This is a genomic window from Duganella sp. FT27W, from assembly GCF_009295655.1.
GTDB classification, from domain to species: domain Bacteria; phylum Pseudomonadota; class Gammaproteobacteria; order Burkholderiales; family Burkholderiaceae_D; genus Rugamonas; species Rugamonas zoogloeoides.
This window is the reverse complement of the sequence record NZ_WHIV01000002.1, coordinates 856455-877557: the sequence shown is the minus strand read 5'-3', so window position 1 is coordinate 877557 and position 21103 is coordinate 856455. Positions and strand designations below refer to the sequence as shown.

At 61.8% G+C, this 21103-nt stretch carries 21 protein-coding genes and 1 riboswitch; of the genes, 16 read left to right on the top strand and 5 right to left on the bottom strand.

Going from position 1 to position 21103, the window contains the following annotated elements; translation table 11 throughout:
* Positions 1 to 232 precede the first annotated feature (232 nt).
* On the bottom strand, positions 233 to 1450 hold the full coding sequence (locus F8197_RS10105) for a chloride channel protein (protein WP_373996832.1): 1218 nt from the start codon (positions 1448 to 1450) through the stop codon (positions 233 to 235).
* Between the two features lie 69 nt (positions 1451 to 1519).
* Positions 1520 to 1591: riboswitch (Fluoride riboswitch) on the bottom strand.
* A 153-nt stretch (positions 1592 to 1744) separates the two neighbouring features.
* On the opposite strand from F8197_RS10105, the gene F8197_RS10100 reads away from it, so the two are divergent.
* The 6 genes from F8197_RS10100 (at position 1745) to F8197_RS10075 (ending at position 7091) form a co-directional block, all read left to right on the top strand.
* Positions 1745 to 2197: a peptidylprolyl isomerase gene (locus tag F8197_RS10100; protein ID WP_070249484.1), complete on the top strand. Its 453-nt coding sequence runs from the start codon at positions 1745 to 1747 to the stop codon at positions 2195 to 2197.
* 23 nt (positions 2198 to 2220) lie between these two features.
* Entirely contained in the window at positions 2221 to 3183 is a 963-nt protein-coding gene (gene ispH, locus F8197_RS10095) for a 4-hydroxy-3-methylbut-2-enyl diphosphate reductase (RefSeq protein ID WP_019922923.1), read from the top strand.
* A gap of 237 nt (positions 3184 to 3420) precedes the next feature.
* Entirely contained in the window at positions 3421 to 4350 is a 930-nt protein-coding gene (locus F8197_RS10090) for a branched-chain amino acid ABC transporter permease (protein WP_056140901.1), read from the top strand.
* A gap of 10 nt (positions 4351 to 4360) precedes the next feature.
* Positions 4361 to 5572, top strand: a complete 1212-nt coding sequence (locus tag F8197_RS10085; RefSeq protein ID WP_019922921.1) for an ABC transporter ATP-binding protein — start codon at positions 4361 to 4363, stop codon at positions 5570 to 5572.
* A gap of 23 nt (positions 5573 to 5595) precedes the next feature.
* Positions 5596 to 6369 (top strand): ABC transporter ATP-binding protein, encoded by a 774-nt coding sequence (locus F8197_RS10080; RefSeq protein WP_056141940.1) that lies wholly within the window; start codon positions 5596 to 5598, stop codon positions 6367 to 6369.
* On the top strand, positions 6369 to 7091 hold the full coding sequence (locus tag F8197_RS10075; protein ID WP_152881711.1) for an ABC transporter ATP-binding protein: 723 nt from the start codon (positions 6369 to 6371) through the stop codon (positions 7089 to 7091). Before F8197_RS10080 ends, F8197_RS10075 begins: the two co-directional genes overlap by 1 nt.
* 20 nt (positions 7092 to 7111) lie before the next feature.
* Here the strand turns inward: F8197_RS10075 and F8197_RS10070 are convergent, their stop codons facing one another.
* Positions 7112 to 8755 (bottom strand): methyl-accepting chemotaxis protein, encoded by a 1644-nt coding sequence (locus tag F8197_RS10070; RefSeq protein WP_152882034.1) that lies wholly within the window; start codon positions 8753 to 8755, stop codon positions 7112 to 7114.
* Positions 8755 to 9873 (bottom strand): GGDEF domain-containing protein, encoded by a 1119-nt coding sequence (locus F8197_RS10065; protein ID WP_193333387.1) that lies wholly within the window; start codon positions 9871 to 9873, stop codon positions 8755 to 8757. The genes F8197_RS10070 and F8197_RS10065 overlap by 1 nt, the downstream gene beginning before the upstream one ends.
* 184 nt (positions 9874 to 10057) lie before the next feature.
* Between F8197_RS10065 and F8197_RS10060 the strand changes: the two genes are divergently transcribed.
* Both F8197_RS10060 and F8197_RS10055 read left to right on the top strand, forming a co-directional pair.
* Positions 10058 to 12055 (top strand): 7TM-DISM domain-containing protein, encoded by a 1998-nt coding sequence (locus F8197_RS10060; protein WP_193333386.1) that lies wholly within the window; start codon positions 10058 to 10060, stop codon positions 12053 to 12055.
* The gene (locus F8197_RS10055) at positions 12042 to 12674 is read left to right on the top strand and encodes a response regulator transcription factor (protein ID WP_152881708.1); all 633 of its coding nucleotides are present in this window, start codon (positions 12042 to 12044) and stop codon (positions 12672 to 12674) included. The genes F8197_RS10060 and F8197_RS10055 overlap by 14 nt, the downstream gene beginning before the upstream one ends.
* A 67-nt stretch (positions 12675 to 12741) precedes the next feature.
* Here F8197_RS10055 and F8197_RS10050 read toward each other — a convergent pair whose 3' ends face one another.
* The gene (locus F8197_RS10050; RefSeq protein WP_019922915.1) at positions 12742 to 13302 is read right to left on the bottom strand and encodes a phasin family protein; all 561 of its coding nucleotides are present in this window, start codon (positions 13300 to 13302) and stop codon (positions 12742 to 12744) included.
* Between the two features lie 379 nt (positions 13303 to 13681).
* Here F8197_RS10050 and F8197_RS10045 point away from each other — a divergent pair, with 379 nt between their 5' ends.
* The 3 genes from F8197_RS10045 (at position 13682) to pbpG (ending at position 16520) form a co-directional block, all read left to right on the top strand.
* Positions 13682 to 14590, top strand: a complete 909-nt coding sequence (locus F8197_RS10045; RefSeq protein WP_152881707.1) for a DMT family transporter — start codon at positions 13682 to 13684, stop codon at positions 14588 to 14590.
* Positions 14591 to 14599: 9 nt separating this feature from the next.
* Positions 14600 to 15292 (top strand): nitroreductase, encoded by a 693-nt coding sequence (locus F8197_RS10040; protein WP_373996831.1) that lies wholly within the window; start codon positions 14600 to 14602, stop codon positions 15290 to 15292.
* A gap of 148 nt (positions 15293 to 15440) precedes the next feature.
* Positions 15441 to 16520, top strand: a complete 1080-nt coding sequence (pbpG, locus tag F8197_RS10035) for a D-alanyl-D-alanine endopeptidase (protein ID WP_056140883.1) — start codon at positions 15441 to 15443, stop codon at positions 16518 to 16520.
* Here pbpG and F8197_RS10030 read toward each other — a convergent pair.
* Positions 16502 to 17281 carry an IclR family transcriptional regulator gene (locus F8197_RS10030; protein ID WP_152882033.1) on the bottom strand — a complete coding sequence of 260 codons (780 nt, stop codon included), beginning with the start codon at positions 17279 to 17281 and terminating at the stop codon, positions 16502 to 16504. The two genes, pbpG and F8197_RS10030, sit on opposite strands and share 19 nt — an antisense overlap.
* A gap of 102 nt (positions 17282 to 17383) precedes the next feature.
* Here F8197_RS10030 and F8197_RS10025 point away from each other — a divergent pair, with 102 nt between their 5' ends.
* The 5 genes from F8197_RS10025 (at position 17384) to F8197_RS10005 (ending at position 21046) form a co-directional block, all read left to right on the top strand.
* The gene (locus tag F8197_RS10025) at positions 17384 to 17767 is read left to right on the top strand and encodes a diacylglycerol kinase (protein WP_152881706.1); all 384 of its coding nucleotides are present in this window, start codon (positions 17384 to 17386) and stop codon (positions 17765 to 17767) included.
* Between the two features lie 130 nt (positions 17768 to 17897).
* Positions 17898 to 18908, top strand: coding sequence for a sulfate ABC transporter substrate-binding protein (locus tag F8197_RS10020; protein WP_152881705.1), 1011 nt, complete (start codon positions 17898 to 17900; stop codon positions 18906 to 18908).
* A 22-nt stretch (positions 18909 to 18930) separates the two neighbouring features.
* Positions 18931 to 19494 carry an alpha/beta hydrolase gene (locus F8197_RS10015; protein ID WP_152881704.1) on the top strand — a complete coding sequence of 188 codons (564 nt, stop codon included), beginning with the start codon at positions 18931 to 18933 and terminating at the stop codon, positions 19492 to 19494.
* A 33-nt stretch (positions 19495 to 19527) separates the two neighbouring features.
* Positions 19528 to 20166, top strand: a complete 639-nt coding sequence (locus tag F8197_RS10010; protein ID WP_019922907.1) for a peroxiredoxin — start codon at positions 19528 to 19530, stop codon at positions 20164 to 20166.
* A gap of 100 nt (positions 20167 to 20266) precedes the next feature.
* The gene (locus tag F8197_RS10005; RefSeq protein WP_152881703.1) at positions 20267 to 21046 is read left to right on the top strand and encodes a sulfite exporter TauE/SafE family protein; all 780 of its coding nucleotides are present in this window, start codon (positions 20267 to 20269) and stop codon (positions 21044 to 21046) included.
* Positions 21047 to 21103 lie beyond the last annotated feature (57 nt).

The following is a 21103-nucleotide window of genomic DNA, read 5'->3' as shown; positions in this document are numbered from 1 at the left end:
CCTCCGCCGCAGTTGTCTGGCAATTATGCGGAGCGGGTTCGGCCGCGAACGGGCGCATATCAAGCGTGTGGCGGTTAGCCCTGTTTCAGTAGGGAGCAGGCAGCCGATTGCAATACAACGGTAGCGGGGACACGGCGCTGCGACGTAGCATCCGGACAATGCGATAGCGAGCAATGCCGGTCCCGCTGTCGCGGCGCGCAAGCAGTGCCTCATTCCTTGCTGGGATAGGTTCTTATCCCAACTTCGGGTATAGCAGGCGCTGAGCCGCATAGATGCCACGCCGGCCCGAGAGCACGTAGCTGAGTGTGCAGCCCAGCGCGGCGTACACCGCGATGTCAAAGCCGAACAGTTCGATGGCGAGGATGGTGGAGGCGAGTGGCGTATTCGATGCGCCCGCGAACACGGCGGCGAGGCCCACTGCTGCCAGGAATGGCGGCGGCAGTTGCAGCAGCGGCGCCAGTACGTGGCCCAGCGTGGCGCCCACGAAAAACAGTGGCGTCACCTCGCCACCCTTGAAGCCGCTGGCGATCGACCAGGCCGTCATGACCAGCTTGACCAGGAAATCCTGCGGCGCTACCTGTCCCGAGAAGGCTGCCTGCAGCACCGGCAAACCCAGGCCGAGGTAGCGGTCGGCGCTGTTCACCGTCATGGCAAACAGTACGATGACCGTGCCGCCGATGACCGGGCGCAGCAGGCTGTTGGCCACCCAGCGTTTAAACAGCGCCGAGAAACCATGGATGGCCATGCAAAAAGCCCGCGCCGCCAGTCCGAACGCCACGCCGGCCACGGCAACGAGCAGCAGTGGCATCCCGCCCAGCGCCGGCATGGCGCCCGCCGCGTAATGCATGTGGTGCGCGCCAAGGCCCAGCGTGACAAAGTGCGCGATCACGGCCGATAGCAGGCAGGGCAGCAGGGCGCTGGCGGCCATGCCGGTCAGCGCCACCACTTCGATGCCCCAGATCGCACCGGCCACGGGCGTACCGAATACGGATGCGAAGCCGGCCGCCATGCCGGCCGTGATGATCAGGGTGCGGGTGTGATGGCTGACCTTGAATAGTTTGCTCAGCTGGTCCGACAAGGCGCCGCCCATCTGCACCGCCGTCCCCTCGCGCCCGACCGAGGCGCCAAACAGGTGCGAGGTCAGCGTGCCGAACAACACCAGCGGCGCCATGCGCAGCGGGATGGGGTGAGTGGGCGCGCGCGTTTCGTTGATCAGCAGGTTGATGCCGGCATCGCTACCGGCGCCATAGCGTCGGTACAACCAGGCCACCAGCAGGCCGGCGACCGGCAGCAGCCAGATCAGCCAGCGGTATTGCCCCCGCCAGTGCGTCACCGCATCGAGCGCGAGCAGAAAGGCGGCCGACGCCGCGCCAGCCAGCACGCCGATCAGGCACGACAGGGCGGCCCACTTGATGAGCTTGGCAAATATCGAATGTTTGAAGTGGTCCACTATGTCCTCGATTCACGCAAACCTGGACATACAGACTCGACGACCGCGCGCCTACATCTTCCCGGCCAGGAATCAGCAGGCATCATCAGCCGGATGGCGGTTTATGAAAGTTGCAGGAGGAATGCCATCTCCTTGAGGGAGTTTAGCATAGTTGCCAGCTAGTCAAACCAGGCCAGGGTAGGACGTGCGGCAACATGCACATCAGCTTTCGGCAGCCCGATGCCATCGAGGATCAGGCCGAATCAGGCAAGGTGGCTTACAATACAGCCTTTGTCAGCTTACCGAATTCACGTCATGTCTAACGAGCAACCTGTCGTCACCCCGTCGGCCTATCTCACCCTGCATTACCGCCTGGCCTCCGTGGATGGCAAAGATATCGTCACCACTTTCGGCGGCACGCCGGCCACGTTGATGCTGGGCCAGGGGCAGCTGGCGCCGGTGCTGGAAGAGCTGCTGCTCGGCATGCCCGAAGGCACGCACAAGACCTTCGAGCTGGAACCGGGCGTGGGCTTCGGTCCGCGCAACCCGGAGCTGATCCGTGAAGTGTCGCGCGCCACGCTCGACGCCAACTCGGCGCCCGATGCCGACTATAAAATCGGCGACCTGGTCGATTTCGCGGCGCCCGGCGGCGGCCGCTTTGCCGGCATCCTGCGCGAGCTCGGTACGGAAACCTGCTTATTCGATTTCAACCATCCGCTGGCCGGCCAGCCTTTGAAATTTGAAGTCAACCTGATTTCGGTGCTGTGAGACTGAACCTTGAGGATTAACCCATGAGCGATAAAGAACTCCTGCTGGCCCAGCCGCGCGGCTTTTGCGCCGGCGTCGACCGCGCCATTGAAATCGTCGAGCGCGCCCTGAACCAGTTCGGCGCGCCGATCTATGTGCGCCACGAAATCGTCCACAACGCCTATGTCGTGGCCGACCTGCGCGCCAAGGGCGCGATCTTTATCGAGGACCTCGACGACGTCCCGGCCGGCAATACGCTGGTATTCTCGGCGCACGGCGTTTCGCGCGCAGTGCGGGCCGAAGCCGAGTCGCGCGGGCTGTCGATCTTCGACGCTACCTGCCCGCTGGTGACCAAGGTCCACGTGGAAGTGGCCAAGATGCGCAAGCAGGGCTGCGAGATCATCATGATCGGCCACCAGGGCCACCCGGAAGTGGAGGGCACCATGGGCCAGACCGACCAGGGCATGTACCTGGTGGAAACCGTGGACGATGTCGAACACCTGGTGGTGGCCAAGCCCGACCAGCTGGCCTACGTGTCGCAGACCACGCTGTCGGTCGATGACACCATCGAAATCATCGCCGCGCTCAAGCGCAAGTTCCCGGCGATTATCGAGCCGAAGAAAGGCGACATCTGCTACGCCACCACCAACCGCCAGGAAGCCGTCAAGTTCATGGCGCCGCAGGTGGAACTGGTGATCGTGGTGGGCAGCCCCAACAGCTCGAACTCGAACCGCCTGCGCGAAGTGGCCGAAAAGATGGGTACCCCTGCCTACATGGTCGATAACGCCTCGCAAATCGACCCGGCCTGGCTCGACGGCAAGGTGCGCGTGGGCGTGACCGCCGGCGCGTCGGCGCCTGAAGTGCTGGTCGAAGCCGTGATTTCGCGTTTGAAAGAGTGCGGCGTGCGCAGCGTGCGTCCGCTCGACGGCGTGGAAGAGTCGGTCACATTCCCTCTGCCCAAGGGCCTCGATGGTCCCAAACTTGCACCAATCGAGGGCGTCGCTTAAAAACGCCTTGATCGCGGCGGAATTTAATTCAGTTACTGCTGAGTTATTCCGCTGTTAGTTTTTCCAGAATCTCGCTATCATTGCCTCGCTCTTAAAAGCTTGTCGTTTCGTCTCCAGCGGTACTTCTGGTACGAAACTTGCATTATGAATGCGTAGCCAACTGCGGCACTACGGGAACTTGCTTTCCGGGTGCCGTTTTTGTTACGTGGTGCAGGCATAACATAGTAAAGGTTCTCAATGGATACCCTTATCCAACAAATTATCAACGGGCTGGTGCTCGGCAGCATGTACGCACTGGTCGCGCTCGGTTACACCATGGTGTACGGCGTGCTCAACCTCATTAACTTCGCCCACGGCGACGTCTTGATGATCGGCGCCATGACCGGGCTGACCATCCTCAACTTGCTCAATCAATATGCGCCCGAAATGCCCGGCTATATCAAGCTGGCGATTGCCATCGGCGGCGCGATTCCGGTCTGCATGATCGTCAACGTGCTGATCGAGCGGGTCGCTTATCGCCGGCTGCGCAACGCCCCGCGCCTGGCTCCCTTGATCACCGCAATCGGCGTGTCGATCCTGTTGCAGACGATTGCCATGATGATCTGGACCCGCAACCCGCTGCCATTCCCGCAACTGCTGTCGCCCGAGCCGGTGCTGATCGGCGGCGCGCTGATTTCGCAAACCCAGATCTTGCTGCTGGTGCTCGCTGCCGCATCGATGGTGGGCCTGGTGCTGCTGGTGGAAAAAACCAAGATGGGCCGCGCCATGCGCGCCACGGCCGAGAACCCGCGCGTGGCCGGCCTGATGGGCGTCGATTCGAATAAAGTGATCGTGCTGACGTTTGCGCTCGGTGCGGCGCTCGCTGCCGTGGCCGGCGTGATGTGGGGCGCCAATTATGCGTCGATCCAGTTTGCCATGGGCTTCCTGCCCGGCCTGAAAGCGTTCTGCGCGGCCGTGCTGGGCGGTATCGGCAACATCTACGGCGCCATGATCGGCGGCATTGTGCTGGGACTGGTCGAAAGCCTGGGCGCCGGCTACATCGGCGACCTGACCGGCGGCTTCCTTGGCAGCCACTACCAGGACATCTTTGCCTTCGTGGTGCTGATCCTGGTGCTCACCGTGCGGCCGTCCGGCATCATGGGCGAGCGCGTGGCCGACCGCGCATAAGGAGACCGAGATGGCTATTTTTGACACGTCGCATAACCCGCGCAAGGCTTACGCCAGCATGGCCGTGCTGTTGATCGGCCTGCTGATCTTCCCGTTCTTTGCCGCCCAGTTCGGCAATTCGTGGGTACGCATCATCGACATGGCGCTGCTGTACATCATGCTGGCGCTGGGCCTGAACATCGTGGTCGGCTTTGCCGGCCTGCTCGACCTCGGCTACATCGCGTTCTTCGCGGTGGGCGCGTACGTGACCGGCCTGCTGGCGTCGCCGCAGTTCGCCACCTTGCTCGAATCGATGATCTACGAGTACCCGGCCGTGGCCGATGCCCTGATTGCCGTGCTCGGGCCCGAGATCCAGCAGAACGGCATCCACCTGTCGGTGTGGGCCATCGTGCCGATCGCCGCCATCCTGGCCGGTTTCTTTGGCGCCTTGCTGGGCGCCCCCACGCTCAAGCTGCGCGGCGATTATCTGGCCATCGTGACCCTGGGCTTTGGCGAGATCATCCGTATTTTCATGATGAACTTGAACGAGCCGATCAATTTCACCAACGGTCCGCAGGGCATCAATATGATCGACCCGATCCGCGTGTTCGGCGTCAACCTGGCCGGCGAGGCCGGCTCGCGCGCCACTGTCATGCTGGGCGACTTCGCCATGCCGTCGGTCAATGCCTACTACTATTTGTTCCTGTTCCTGTGCGTGGTGATCGTGTTCGTCACGGCGCGCCTGCAGCACTCGCGCCTGGGCCGCGCCTGGGTAGCGATCCGCGAAGATGAAATCGCCGCCAAGGCCATGGGCATCAACACCCGCAACGTCAAGCTGCTGGCCTTCTCGATGGGCGCGTCGTTCGGCGGCGTGGCGGGCGCCATGTTTGCCGCGTTCCAGGGTTTTGTCTCGCCCGAGTCGTTCTCGCTGACCGAATCGATCGCCGTGCTGGCGATGGTGGTGTTGGGCGGCATCGGCCATATCCCGGGCGTGATCCTCGGCGGTGCTTTGCTGGCTTCGCTGCCGGAAGTGCTGCGCCACGTGGTGGAGCCGCTGCAACAAAAGCTGTTCGGCCATGTCGTGATCGAAGCGGAAGTGCTGCGCCAGCTGCTGTACGGCCTGGCGCTGGTGCTGATGATGTTGTACCGCCCGGCCGGCCTGTGGCCGTCGCCCAAGCACGAAGACCGTCCCGACCACGATTCGGACACCAAAGATAAATCGTCCGACACGGTCGCGGCTTGAGGAGTGCAACGATGAACGCCACCATGAATGAACAGCCAACTATTTTGAATATCGCCGGCGTCAATAAACGCTTCGGCGGCCTGCAGGCGCTGACCGACGTGGGCATCACGATCAAGCAGGGCCAGATCTACGGCCTGATCGGCCCCAACGGCGCGGGCAAGACCACGTTCTTCAACGTCATTACCGGCCTGTACCAGCCCGATACCGGTACCTTCGAGCTGGCCGGCAAGCCGTATTCGCCGTCCGCCCCGCACGAGGTGGCCAAGGCCGGCATCGCCCGCACCTTCCAGAACATCCGTTTATTTGGCGAGATGACCGCGCTGGAAAACGTCATGGTCGGGCGCCACGTGCGCTCGAAGCAGGGCGTGTTCGGCGCCATCTTCCGCCACAAGGCCGCGCGCGAGGAAGAAGCGTCGATCCGCACCCGCGCCCAGGAGCTGCTCGATTTCGTCGGCATCGGCAAGTTTGCCAACCGCACGTCGAAGTTCCTGTCGTACGGCGACCAGCGCCGCCTGGAAATCGCCCGCGCGCTGGCCACCGATCCGCAACTGCTGGCGCTCGACGAACCGGCGGCTGGCATGAACGCCACCGAAAAACTGGCGCTGCGCGAGCTGCTCATCAAGATCAAGCAGCAGGGCAAGACCGTGCTGCTGATCGAGCACGACGTCAAGATGATGATGGCGCTGTGCGACCGGTTGATGGTGCTGGAGTACGGCAAGCCGATTGCCGAAGGACTGCCGGCTGAAATACAAAGCAACAAGGCGGTGATCGACGCCTACCTCGGAGGATCGCATTAATGAGCACCAATGTTTTAAAGATCTCGGGGCTGAAGGTCGCCTACGGCGGCATCAAGGCGGTCAAGGGCATCGACCTGGAAGTGAACCAGGGCGAGCTGGTCGCGCTGATCGGCGCCAACGGCGCCGGCAAGACCACCACCCTGAAAGCCATCACCGGCACCCTGCCCGAGTGCAAGGTCGAAGGCACGATCACCTACCAGGGCGAGTCGATGAAGGGCACCAAGTCCTTCCACCTGGTGGAAAAGAAGCTGGCCATGGTGCCGGAAGGGCGCGGTGTGTTCACCCGCATGACCATCCAGGAAAACCTGATGATGGGCGCGTTTACGCGCAACGACAAGGCCGGCATCGAGGCGGACGTCGCCAAATGGTTCGACGTGTTCCCGCGCCTGAAGGAACGCGCGCAGCAGCTGGCCGGCACCCTGTCCGGTGGCGAGCAGCAAATGCTGGCGATGGCGCGCGCGCTGATGTCGCACCCGAAACTGCTGCTGCTCGACGAGCCGTCGATGGGCCTGTCGCCTATCATGGTGGACAAGATCTTCGAGGTGATCCGCAACGTCTCGGCCGAAGGCATTACCGTGCTGCTGGTCGAGCAGAACGCCAAGCTGGCGCTGCAAGCGGCCCACCGTGGCTACGTGATGGACTCCGGCGTGATCACCATGACCGGCCAGGCCAGCGCCATGCTGGACGACCCGCGCGTGAAGGCTGCCTACCTGGGCGAGTAGGCGCCAGGCATATTAGCCGGCTAAGCCAGCAAAGCCGGCCGGGCCAACTGGTCGCGCTGGTTGCGTTCGATGTGCGGCCTTGTCTGTCCATGTGGCCGGTCGCCGCCCAGCCTAAAGGTACCCACCAGGTTACTCATGTGTAAAGCCTGGTGCTTGAGCTGACCGGCGGCAGCGGCCGTTTCCTCCACCATTGCCGCATTCTCCTGGGTCATGCGGTCGAGCTGGCTCACTGCAATAGTCACCTGTTCGATGCCATGGCTTTGCTCGGTGGCCGACAGGCTGATGTCGTTGATGATGTCCACCACGTGATCGACGCTTTGCACGATCTCCTCCATGGTGGCGCCGGCCTGGCGCGCCAGTTTGCCGCCGGCGGCCACATTCGCCATCGAGGCGTCGATCAAGGTCTTGATTTCCCTGGCCGCAGCAGCGCTGCGGTGGGCCAGGGTGCGCACCTCGCTGGCCACCACCGCGAAGCCCTTGCCTTGCTCGCCTGCACGCGCCGCTTCGACGGCGGCGTTGAGTGCGAGGATATTGGTCTGGAAGGCGATGGCGTCGATGGTGCCGAGGATCTGCGCGATCTGCCGCGAGCTGGTGTCGATCGCGTCCATGGTATCGACCACGCTGGCCACCGCGCCGGTGCCTTTGCGCGCCACGCTTGATGCTGCCATCGACAGGTCGGCCGCCGTCTGTGCGGCCTGCGCGGTGCTCTTGACGGCCACCGTCAACTCTTCCATCGACGCTGCGGTTTGCTCCAGGCTGCCGGCCTGTTCCTCGGTGCGGGCGCTCAGGTTGGCGTTGGCCGAGGCGATCTCGGCCGAGCCGTCGGCAATCAGGTGCGCCGCTGCGCGCACCTCGCCCACCAGGCGCGCCAGCGCGCGCCGCATTTGCGCCAGCGACGCCATCACGCTGCCATCCGGCATGCCGGCGGCGCCGTCCTCGTGGCTCAGGTCGCCACCGGCCACCTGTTGCGCTGCCGCGCCCAATAGCGCCGGTTCGCTGCCGAGCGCGCGGTGCAGCGTGCGCGAGATCCAGAGCCCGGCCAGCACCGCCGATGCCAGCGCCAGCAGGCAAACCGCGACCTGGCGGTTGCGCTGCCGGTCGAAATCCGCCGCACCGGCGCGTTGGCGTACGACGGCGCGGGTGTCGGCATACCGCGCATACTCGGCGCTGGCCCGGCCCAGTTGGGCCAGCAGCGGTTGGCACTCGCGATTGAGCTTGTCGATGGCCTCGGTACGCTGGCCGGCCAGGCCCAGTGCGACGATGGCTTGCGCCACCGGCCCGTACTGCGCCTCCACTTGCACCAGGGTGGCAATCAAGGCGGCTGCGGGGCCGGTGATCTCGCGCGACTGCTGCGCGCTGCGCTGCAATTGCTCGAGATAGCCGCCCACTTCCAGGTGCGACTGCTGGACGCGCTCCGCCTCGGCAGCCACTTGCCCGGCGTTCTCGAGCAGCAGCATATTGCGTGCACCGATGGCACGCTGGTCCACGGCCTGCTGCAGTTTTGCGACCAGCACCGCGCGGGCGTTGGTCTCGGCCAGGTAACTGTTGAAGCGCTCATTGGCCTGCAGCAGCGAGGTCAGCGCCATGCCTGACACCAGCAGCACCATGCTGGCCAGCGCGGCGAAGGCGAGCGCCAGTTTTCCTTTGATTGTGCGAATGTGCATCATGATGTCGTGCTTTCCAAATGAGGGGAAGAGGGGAGCCGGGATACGACGGCAACCGGCTCGGGATTGAATTCCACCCGGTCCTTGCCGCCGAGCTTGGCGCGGTAGAGCGCTTCGTCAGCCAGGCGCATGCAGCGCGAAATATTTTCGTCCTCGAGCACGCAGGCGCCGATGCTCACGGTCACGCGGCGGCCGGCGATGGGCGTGGCGCGCACTGCCTGTAGCAGGCGTGCGGCGATGGCTTCGGCATCGCCGCGCCGGCCGCGCGCCACGATGGCAAATTCTTCGCCGCCCAGGCGCCCGTGCGGCAGGCCGGCAGCGACGTCGCCGATGATGGCGCCCACCTGCCTGAGCACGGCGTCGCCCGTGTCGTGGCCAGCCTCGTCGTTGACGCGCTTGAAATCGTCGATATCGAGCATCAGCAGGTAACCGTCCAGCTGGCGGCGCTGGAGCGCCAGGGTGACCGCTTCCATGAACCAGCGGCGGTTGGGAATCGCAGTGAGGTGGTCCTTGTAAGCCATGTCCACCAGGCGCAGGGTGCATACCTGGTTCAGGTGCCGCAACCGGTGCAGGAACATGCTGATCAACAAACCGATCAGCATTGCCGAACCGATCAGCAATTGCGGCCACAGGCCATGGCCGTGGGCAAACACCGACGTGTGCAAGTCGATCGGGAGCACTTTCCACATCGTCGCCATCAGCAGCAGGTACATGAGCGGTCCGCTGATGATGACCGCGACCGAGACAGCCATCAGCGCGCCGAGCGGCAGCGTCCAGTAGGGCGCACGCTCGGTGGCGATCAGGATCAGGCGAAAGCCGGCGCCGGCAAACAGCATCGACGAAAATCCGCCGATGTTGAGATGCACGTAGTTTCGGCTGAGATGGCTGACCAGGATGCCCAACAGCAGGCCCAGCACGCAGGCGCTGAAGGTTGTTCCGATATCGAGCACGAAGGGCGGCGCCACGGCATATGCTGCCAGCAATCCCGTCAGCGCGATCCATTGCAGCGACAGGCTGGGCGTTTTCAATTCCTGGAGAAAATACTGCTTGCGCGATTGCTCGTTCAAATTCAAATCGAGAATGCCTGAAATCTCGTTAATTCTGCGTGCAATGATCATGTGTGTCGCCTTCTCAATTGGTGCACTCATGAGACTGGCGTTCAACCAGTGGTGGTGGTTTCCTTGTGGAAAATTTGAGCCGAGCATAGCGCGTCCGCAACAGGGCGGCCACTACACCATGGTTCTATTGATGGTCCGCTGGTGCGCCGGTATATTGATGTGTCAGGAAATGCAGAAAGCCACCATGCAGCGCGCAGTAAAGGGAATAAACATAGCAGCAGCATGGTATTGGCTGGCCGCGCTGATGGTCATGGCCATCCCGGCCGCAGCCACAGCCCAGCCGCAGCAAGCGTTTTACGACGTGGCCGACGCCAGCCAACTGGGGGTGATTCTGCGTTACGACCTGCTCGAAGACCGCTCGGCCAGGCAGACGATTGCGGACGTGCGCAACCAGGCCGGCTGGCGCCATGCCAGCGGACAATCGCCGCGCTTCGGCTTTACCGGTTCGGCGTGGTGGGTGCGGCTGGAACTGGGCAACTCGTCCACGCAGGAACAAAACGTGGTGCTCGACCTGAAGACGCCCTTGCAGGATTACGTGGACTGGTATGTGTTCGACGCCGAGCTCGACCAGTTGAAGACCAGCGTTGCCAGCGGCGACCGGCGGCCGTTCGACTTTCGTTACCAGCGCAATCACACGCTGTCGTTGCCGCTGATCGTGCATCCGGGCGAGCGCCTGCAGGTATACCTGCACATGGCCTCGCATGACGGCTTTCTCGAGTCGCCACCGCTGTCCCTGCTGGCAGCGCAAGACTTCATGGCGTACCGTTCGCAGGAAAAATTCTATCTGGGCGCGTATTTCGGCTGCCTGCTGGCGTTTTGCTTGTGCAGCCTGTTCCTGTACGGGCTGACGCGGGAAAATACCTACCTGCTGTTTTCAGCCTTTTTGTTTCTCACCGTGTGCACCAACCTGGTGTATTACGGCGTCAGCGCCGAGCTGCTGCTGCGTACCTATCCCGAGGCCAACAACCTGGTATTGCTGACCTGCTTTTCCATGGGCGGCGGCTTTTTCTTCCTGTTCGCCCGCCAGTTCCTGCGGCTGTCGGCACACACGCCGTCCTTGCTGATCGGCATTTACGACGTCGTGATCTGCCTGTTGTTCGCTGCCGTGACGTGGGTATTCATGGCCGGCTATGCGGCGGCCTACGCGGTCATCGGCCACTTGATGCTGATCGATATCATGTTGCTGGCGGCGCTGGCAATCCGCCTGTGCTGGCAGAAAAATATCGACGCGCTGTTTTTCTTTGTCGCTTTTTTTCCGATGGGTGTGTCGCTCAGCATGAAGCTGCTCAGCCTGAGCAATGTGTTCACCGTCCAGTATCTTTTGGAGAAGAATTTCTACCTGGCGCAAACGACGATCTTTGCCGTGGTGGCGCTCGGCTTTTCCATTGCCCACTCGATGAAAACCTTGCGCCTGGCCATGCATAACGCCCGCTCGCGCGAGCTGGAAGCGGCCATCGCCCTCAAGGACAGCGAAGTGAAAATGTTCCACCTGGCGCGGGTGACCATGGCCGGGGAAATGACGGGCGCGGTGGCGCACGAGCTGAGCCAGCCGCTGAGTTCGATCCTCACCAACAGCCAGGCGGCGGAAATGATGATCAAGAGCCACCGGCTCGACCCTGCCGCCCACCTGGCGATCGTGCTCGACATCATCCACCAGGCCCAGATGGCCACCGCCGTGATCGTCCGCGTCCGCCGTCTGTTGTTCCCCGGCACCCAGGCCGCAGACAAGGTGTATGTGCCCAGGGTATATGCCACGGTGCAAACTCTGCTGCGCCACGACTTTACGCAAAAGCAGATCGTGATGCATGAGCAATGCGAGCCCGGCCTGTATATCCGGGGTGACGCCATCCAGTTGCAGCAGGTACTCGTCAACCTGCTGATGAACGCGGTCGATGCCGTCAAGGACTTGCCGCCGGCACGGCGCACCATCACCTTGTCGGCACGCCGCGCCGGCGCGCGGTTTGCCTTGTTGTCGGTGGCCGATACCGGCTGCGGTTTCCCCACCAGTTGCCAGGCCGAGATTTTTGCGGCGTTCTTCACCACCAAGGAGGGAGGACTGGGACTAGGCCTCAATATTTGCAAAAAAATCGTCAACGCCCACGGCGGCGAGATCACGGCCCAGCCGCTCGCGCCGGCAGGCTCTCTTGTAGAATTCACCATGCCCCTCGATGACCCCCGCTAAGCCCCCCTGTGTGTTCCTGATCGACGACGATCCCTTCATCCTGCGCTCGGTCGAGCGCCTGTTTTTCGCCACGTCGTATGTGATCGAACCTTATGGCTCGGCGCGACTGTTCCTCGAACATGCCGACCTCGGACGCCACGGCTGCATCATCCTCGACATCTCCATGCCGGACATGCCGGGACCGGCGTTGCAGGAACACCTGCTGCGCTGCCGTTCACTGCTGCCGATCATTTTCCTGACCGGCAACGGCGACGTCGCCAATAGCGTACGCGCCATGAAGCTGGGCGCCTGCGATTTTCTGACCAAGCCGGTGGAGGCGGATGTCTTGCTCGATTCGGTGGAGCTGGCGCTGGCATTGAACCGCAAGCGCCTCGATGAGCGCGACCTGGTCGGGGCGATCCAGGCGCGGTTGGGCCAGTTGACCCGGCGCGAACGCCAGGTGCTGGACCTGGTGGTAGCCGGTCGGCTCAACAAGCAGATCGCAGCGGAGCTGGGCACGGTCGAACACACGATTAAGCTGCATCGCGCCAGCGTGATGCGCAAGATGGCGGCCGACTCGATTTCCGACTTGGTGACTGCCGTCAATACTTTGCGACTGCTGCGGCCCGAGGCGGAATAAAAAAAAGCCTCGGAGTCCGAGGCTTTCAAGGTCGTCCGCGAGCGGACGAGGAGGAGGTTGCTACTGATCAGGCACGTACCGGCGCGGCTTTGGCGGCAGCGGCGGTGAACTGGCTGACGGCCTGGTTCAGGTTGGTTTCGATCGACTCGGCGGCTTGCTTGGCGGTACGGGTCATTTGCTCGTAGCCGGCATTGGCGTTGCCGATGGCCGATTTGAACAGGGCGATCGCGTTTTCGCTGCCGGCCGGGGCGTTCTTGCTCACTTCTTCCACCAGCGAAATGACTTTGCGGTTGGTTTCGGCGATCTGGGTTTCGGCAGCTTTGCTGAACTCGGCGCCGGTGCTCGAAGCGATGGTAGCCAGGTGACGGCTGTAAGCCAGGGTTTTTTCAGCGTTCGGCTGAGCTTGAGCAGAAGCCAGCGCGAAGAATTCTTGCGGGTCTTTGGCCGACAGCAGTTGCTTGGCGGTGTTCGACGATTCTTCCAGCGAAGCTTTGGCGGCGGTCAGGTTCAGGTCAACCAGTTTTTCGACGCCTTCGAACGCTTTGTTGGTCAGTGCCGAGAAGATGGCGAACTGGGCTTCGAAGTTGGCTTTGGTCGCATTGGAAAATTGCTCAGGGATCGAAAACATTTAACTCTCCAGAAAATAGGGCTTGAATGAGGTTTCTTACTGTTTTTACTGTCGGTGCGAAACGACCAGAACAGACCAGAATGCAGTCATCCACGTTTCAGACCGAATCACAAATTGTGCAACGCAACAAGACCGATTTTACGGCCTTCAAAAATTAAGTCAAGCGATTTTTTGTGCGTTGCATCAAGGCATGAGTGTTATTTTCAGGTAAGCAAAGCGACTGCCGGTTATTTGTTTCCTTGCAAGTAAATATCCGTGTGGAACCGCACCACGACTGGCCTCCGGCGGCTCCTCCCCATGAGGCCGCCTTTCCCGTGCTAGACTCGACGAGCACCTGTTCGGCGTAGCCGACCTCCTATTAGACTGATAGTAACTTGACATGCCCGACCCGTCCGCCGCCACAACCGCTCCCCGCACCGCTTCTTTTCTGTCGCCAATTCCGTTGTTTTTCGTATTTTTGTGGAGCAGCGGTTTCATCGTTGCCAAGTTTGGCCTGCCTTATGCACCGCCGCTGACATTTATCGTCCTGCGTTTTCTGTGCGTGCTGGCGATCCTGGCGCCGCTGGTGTTGCTGTTGCGCGCGCCCTGGCCGCACGGCAAGGTGCTGCACATCGCGCTGGCCGGTGTGCTGCTGCACGCCGGCTACCTGGGCGGCGTGTGGTGCGCGATCAAGCTGGGAATGCCGGCCGGACTGTCGGCCCTGATCGTGGGCATGCAGCCGATCCTGACCGCCTTTGCCGCGCCGCTGATCGGCGAAACCGTGCGGCCGCGCCAGTGGCTGGGATTATTGTTCGGCATTGGCGGGGTGGCGCTGGTGGTAGCGGCCAAGATCGAGCTGGTCGGCCTGTCGTTTGCGGCGATTGCCCTGTGCGTGCTGGCGCTGGTGTCGATCACCGTCGGCACCTTGTACCAGAAACGTCACTGCCCACAATTCGACTTGCGCACCGGCACGGTGATCCAGTTTACCGCGTCCACGATTGTGATCTTGCCATTGGCTATCATTTTTGAAGGGATGAGGTTGGACTTTGCTGCGGTGCAGTGGACGGCGCACTTTATAGGCGCGCTGGCCTGGGCGGTGCTGGCGGTGTCGATCGGCGCGATCTTCCTGCTGTTCGCGCTGATCCGCCGCAGCGACGCCACTCAAGTGACCAGCTTGCTTTACCTGACGCCGCCGACCACCGCGCTGATGGCGTGGCTGATGTTCGGCGAAGCGTTCAACGCCCTCGGCATGGCTGGCATGGCGCTGGCCGTCGCCGGTGTATTCTTTGTTGTCAGTAAATCGAAATAAGGAGAACTCGTGACAACTCCCGAACAGCAGGCGGTGGACGCCGCCATCACGTCGCGCCGCTCGATCCGCGCCTACCTGCCGCAAGCGGTCGCGCGCGAGGACATCGCCCACATCCTGCAGGTGGCGGGCAGGGCGCCGTCGGGCACCAATACCCAGCCGTGGAAAGTGTATGTGCTGGAGGGCGATCCGAAGCGGTCGCTGTCGGATGCCATCCTGGCCCTGCACCACGACCCGGTGCAGGCGCGCCAGCACACCGAGGAATACGCCTATTACCCAGCCGAGTGGAAGTCGCCGTTCATCGACCGCCGCCGCAAGGTGGGCTGGGACCTGTATGCGCTGCTGGGCCTCACGCGCGAGGACAAGGCCGGCATGGCCGCCCAGCACGGCAAGAATTACGACTTTTTCGGCGCACCGGTGGGGCTGATCTTTACCATCGACCGGGTGATGGCGCAGGGTTCGTGGCTCGACTACGGCATGTTCCTGCAAAGCGTGATGGTCGCTGCGCGCGGCCGTGGGCTAGATACCTGTCCACAGGCCGCGTTTACCCAGTATCATCGGGTGATTGCCGCCCAGTTGGCGCTGCCCGACCATGAAATGGTGGTCTGCGGCATGGCCCTCGGCTATGCCGATATGAGCAAGGTCGAGAACACGCTGGTCACCGAGCGCATGGCGCTCGACGAATTTGTTAAATTTATCTCGTGATATCTGTTTGAACACGTGTTGCGATTCGCATATGGCGGATCCGCAACCAATCTGGTCAGCAGGGAGAATTTTGCTTGCGCTGGCGCAGCATTTTGCTACACTGCAACGATCAATTTGTGAATTTTGTTTGTTCTTCCTGGGGAAATGAATGTATAAACTAGCGCTCAGTGCCGTCATTTCGCTGATGTTTGCCTCCGCCGGCCTCACCACGGCCAGCATCGCCCACGCAGAAACGGCTGCACCCAAGAAGGCACAAGTCAAAAAAGCCAAGGCGCGCCAGACCGTGCGCCTGTCCGCTCCCCGGGTGGAAGGCCGCGTGGTCAAGCGTATTACACGCGTGAACGGCCGCAAGAAAGTCAGCTACCAGCGCCTGATCACGGCCGCCCCGGCGTTTGCCACCATGGGCGACCTGGCCGGCCTGTCCGCCACCCGCGATCCGCTCGACCTGAAATCGAACGTGGCGCTGGTGCTCGACCAGGCCAATTCGGAAGTGCTGTTTGAAAAGAATTCCAATATCGCGTTGCCGATCGCCTCGATCACCAAGATGATGACCGGCCTGGTCGTGGTGGAAGCCAACCAGGACATGGATGAAGTGCTGACCGTGACCGACGACGACGTCGATCGCGCCAAGTTCAGCAGCTCGCGCCTGCGCGTGGGCGCCCAGCTGACGCGCGCCAACATGCTGCATATCGCCTTGATGAGTTCGGAAAACCGCGCTGCTTCGGCACTCGGCCGCAACTATCCGGGCGGCAAGCCTGCGTTTGTCGAAGCGATGAACGCCAAGGCGCGCGAACTGGGCATGAGCGACACCCATTACGTCGATTCGAGCGGCCTGTCGAAAATGAATGTGGCCAGCGCGCGCGACCTGGCCAAGCTGGCGATTGCCGCTTACGAACACCCGATGCTGCGCCAGTTCTCCACCGACACCAACGCCATCGTCGAAGCGAATGGCCGTCCGATGCAATTCGGCACGACCAACCGCCTGGTGGCCAGCCCGGATTGGTCGATCGGTTTGCAGAAAACAGGTTTTATCAACGAAGCGGGCCGTTGCCTGCTGATGCAGGCGGTGATCGAAGGCCGTTCCGTGATCATGGTGTTCCTCGATTCCAAGGGCACGCAGTCGCGGGTGGCCGATGCCGGCCGTATCCGCAAATGGATCGAAGCACTGAAGCCGGCCGCGCTGAACATCGGCGCCGGCACCACGCCGGTTTATTCCACCGGCATGTAACCGAGGGTGGCGGAGATCTGGTTGGCGGTAATCACCAGGTCTTCCAGCCAGTCTTCCTGTAAACGGTCGGCCGGCGCCGAGATCGACAGCCCGGCAATCAGTTTGCCGCTATCGTCGCGGATGCCGGCGGCCATGCAGCGCACGCCCAGTTCCAGTTCTTCATTGTCGCGCGCATAGCCGCGCGACTTCACCAGGCTCAGTTCGCGCTCGAGCTTGGACAAATCCGTGATCGAATTCTTGTTGTGGCCGGCCAGCCCGGTGCGCGTGGCATACGCGCGGATGGCCTTGGGCTCATCGACCGATAAAAACAGCTTGCCGGTGGAGGTGAGGTGCAGCGGTCCGCGGCCACCGATGGCGCGCACCACCTGCATGCCCGAGCGCTCCGAGAACGCGCGGTCGATATACACGATCTCGTCGCCCTGGCGTACCGACAGGTTGATGGTCTGCTGGGTTTTTTTGTGCAGCGCGCGCATGAAGTCCAGCGCCGCTTCGCGTACCGACAGCCGGCTCTTGACGACGTTGCCCAGCTCCAGCAAGCGCATGCCGAGCCGGTAGGTGCCCGGTTCGATGCGGTCGACGAACCGCGTGACCACCATGTCGTTGAGGATGCGGTGGGCGGTGGAAGGGTGCAACCCCGAGACCTTGGACAATTCCTTGAGGCTGACCGGATCCGGGTAGCGCGCCAGGGCGTCGAGCAATGCCATCATGCGGTCGATGACCTGGATCGTGGTCTTTTGCTCTGTCGGTGTCTCTGCTTTCATCATATGGTTGGTGCATTGCAGTAAAGTGATAATACTTTATACCATAATGTGAAAAAACGCAGCACTTGATGCATAATCTTATCTTTTTACACAGACCCCAACATGGAACCAGTGAGCGAGTTCAAGAGCAAAAGCGGCCTGAAACGGATCTTTTCGGCATTTTTCTATTCGATGGATGGCCTCAAGGCTGCCTGGCGCCATGAACACGCGTTTCGCCAGGAACTGGTGCTGTTCATCGTCGCCACCGCCATCGCGCTGGCGCTGGGCATTTCGGCGTTTGAAAAACTGGTGCTGATCGCGGTGATGGTGCTGATCCTGATCGTGGAACTGATCAATTCGGCGATCGAAGCGGTGGTGGACCGGATTTCGCTCGAACGCCATCCGCTGTCGAAAAACGCCAAGGATTTCGGTAGCGCAGCCGTGTTGCTGGCGTGCCTGCTGGCGGCAGCGACTTGGGGCGTGGTCTTGTTTAATAGATTTTACTGAGCAGATTTACTGAGCAGAAAACTTGCCGAAAAGTTCTATATAAGATTGCGGTATATTGAACTGCTAAAAGCTTAGTTCTCATTTATAAGGGACAGCAGTAATCTGGGGCCTTCACAACCAGGGGATTACGATGCTGTCCAAAAAAATTATTGCCGCTGCCATCCTGGCCGCGACCACTGTTGTTACCGCCGCTCCATCGTTCGCTGCAGATATTTCTTTGCTGAACGTATCGTACGATCCCACGCGTGAGCTGTATGCCGACGTGAACGCCGCCTTTGCCAAGGACTGGAAAGCCAAGACTGGCGACAACGTCAAGATCAAGCAATCGCACGGCGGCTCGGGCAAGCAGGGCCGCGCCGTGATCGACGGCCTGGAAGCGGACGTGGTGTCGCTGGCGCTGGCCTATGATATCGACGCCATCGCCGAGAAAAAACTGCTGTCGCCGGACTGGCAGAAAAAGCTGCCGCACAACAGCACCCCGTACACGTCTACCATCGTGTTCCTGGTCCGCAAGGGCAATCCTAAAGGCATCAAGGACTGGAACGACCTGGTCAAACCAGGCGTGGCCGTCATTACCCCGAATCCGAAAACCTCGGGCGGCGCCCGCTGGAACCACCTGGCAGCCTACGGCTACGCGCTGCGCCAGCCGAGCGGCACCGAAGCATCCGCTAAAGACTTCCTCGGCAAGCTGTATAAGAATGTGCCGGTGCTGGATTCCGGCGCCCGTGGCGCCACCACCACTTTTGTTGAACGCGGCATCGGCGACGTGCTGATCGCGTGGGAAAACGAAGCGCTGCTGGCGATCAAGGAACTGGGCCCGACCAAGTTCGACATCATCGCCCCGTCGGTTTCGATCCTGGCCGAGCCGCCGGTGGCCGTGGTTGACAAGGTAGTGGACAAGCGTGGCACCCGCAAGGTGGCCGAGGCTTACCTGAACTTCCTGTACACCGACGCAGCGCAGGAAATCATCGCCAAGAACTACTACCGTCCGGCAGTGGAGAAGGAAGCGAAGAAATACGCCAGCCAGTTCCCGGCCGTCAAGCTGTTCACCATCGCCGATGTGGCGGGCGACTGGACCAAAGCCCAGAAGGTACACTTCTCGGATGGCGGCGTGTTCGACCAGATTTATCAGCCTAAATAAGCAACCCAGGTAATCAAATATCATGGCCCACGCGCTTGCCGAATTCCGTGTCCTGATCGCGCCCGGTCTGCATAACAGCGGACCGGACCACTGGCAAAGCCGGTGGCAGCGTTTGTTCCCGGCCTTCGAGCGCGTGGAGCAGGATGACTGGGATGTGCCCGACCTGGCACGCTGGTCGGCGCGCGTGGACCAGCTGCGTCAGCAGAGCAGCGATACCCGGCCCACGCTGATCGTGGCGCACAGCTTCGGCAGCCTGGCCACCGTGCACAGCCTGGCGCGCGATCCGTCCAACGTGGCGGGCGTGCTGCTGGTGGCGCCGGCCGATCCGGAAAAATTCGACGTGGTGGACCAGTTGCCGCTGGAACCACTGGCGCGACCTTCCGTCATGGTCGGCAGCACCAACGATCCCTGGATGGCGGCGCCGCGCGCGGCCTGCTGGGCAGAGCGCTGGCAGAGCCGGTTTGTCAACGGCGGACCGCTCGGCCATATCAACGCCGAGTCCGGCCTGGGCGACTGGCCCGAAGGATTGGAAATGTTGTATTTTTTGGCAGAACAAGCGCACAATACGCAATCCCGGACCCACTGATCCACCGATCGGGTCCTCTTTCAGGAGACCACTATGACTTTACGACTGGGCGACGTCGCCCCTGATTTTGAACAGGATTCTTCGATTGGCAAGCTCAAGTTCCACGAGTGGGCGGGCGACTCCTGGGTGGTGCTGTTCTCGCACCCGGCCGACTTCACGCCGGTGTGCACCACCGAGCTGGGCCTGACTGCCAAGCTGAAACCGGAATTCGACAAGCGCAACGTCAAGGCGATCGCATTGTCGGTCGATCCGGCTGAAAAACACGCGGCCTGGATCAGCGACATCGAGCAGACGCAAGACACCGTGGTCGGCTTCCCGATCATCGCCGACGAAGACCGCTCGGTATCGTCGCTGTACGACATGATCCACCCGAACGCTTCGACCACTGCCACCGTGCGCACGCTGTTCGTGATCGATCCGGCCAAGAAAGTGCGCCTGTCGCTGACCTACCCGATGAGCACCGGCCGCAACTTCGACGAAGTGCTGCGCGTGATCGACGCCTTGCAACTGACCGACGGCTACACCGTGGCCACGCCCGGCAACTGGAAAGACGGCGACGACGTCATCATTCCGCTGACCGTGCAAGATCCGGAAGTGCTGAAGCAAAAGTATCCAAAAGGCTTTACGGCTGCGCGCCCTTATCTGCGCGTTACGCCCCAGCCGAACAAGTAATGCATATCGAAGCGCACTAAGCGCATAAGCAAATAACGATGCTGTTGTTTGATAATTTCCCCGAAGTAGGTACTCTGCGGCCTACTTTGGGGATTTTTGCATGGATGTATCTTTTGTTGTATCGGGTTTTGCTGTTGGCCTGCTGGTCGGCATGACCGGCGTTGGTGGCGGTTCGTTGATGACGCCGCTGTTGACCTTGCTGTTTGGCGTGTCGCCGGCCGTGGCCGTGGGCACCGACCTCGCTTTCGCTTCGATCACCAAGGGCGTGGGCACGTTCACCCACCGCCTGCGCGGCACCGTGCACTGGGATATCGTGCGCCGCCTGTGCATCGGCGCCTTGCCGGCCGCGCTGCTGGCCAGTCTCTCGCTCAAGTATTTCGGCACCCTCAACCAGGATATCGGCCAGCTGATCCGCTACATGATCGGCGGCTCGGTGCTGCTCACCGTCGTCGCCTTGCTGTTCAAGCGCAAGATGCTCGAGTGGATCACCGCGCACCCGGAACGCCAGCTGCAAGGCCGCTCGCTGGCGCTTGCGACCATCGTTTCCGGCGCCGTGCTCGGCGTGCTGGTCACCATCTCCTCGATCGGTGCCGGCGCCATTGGCGCGACCGTGCTGGTGCTGCTGTACCCGCGCCTGACCGCTGCCGAAGTGGCCGGTACCGACATTGCCTACGCCGTGCCGCTGACGGCAATTGCCGCCGTGGGCCACTGGTGGCTCGGTTCCATCGACTGGAACCTGTTGCTGGCGCTGCTGGTCGGTTCCTTGCCGGGCATCACGCTCGGCTCCTACGTGGCGCGCGCGGTGCCGGAGAAGCTGCTGCGCGGCTTGCTGGCGGTGGTCCTGGTGACGGTGGCCTTCAAACTGATTTTTAAAAGCTAGGTATGCTGGACTCGTTATAGCTGATTGATCTAACTAAATAAAAATTGCTTCGTTTGT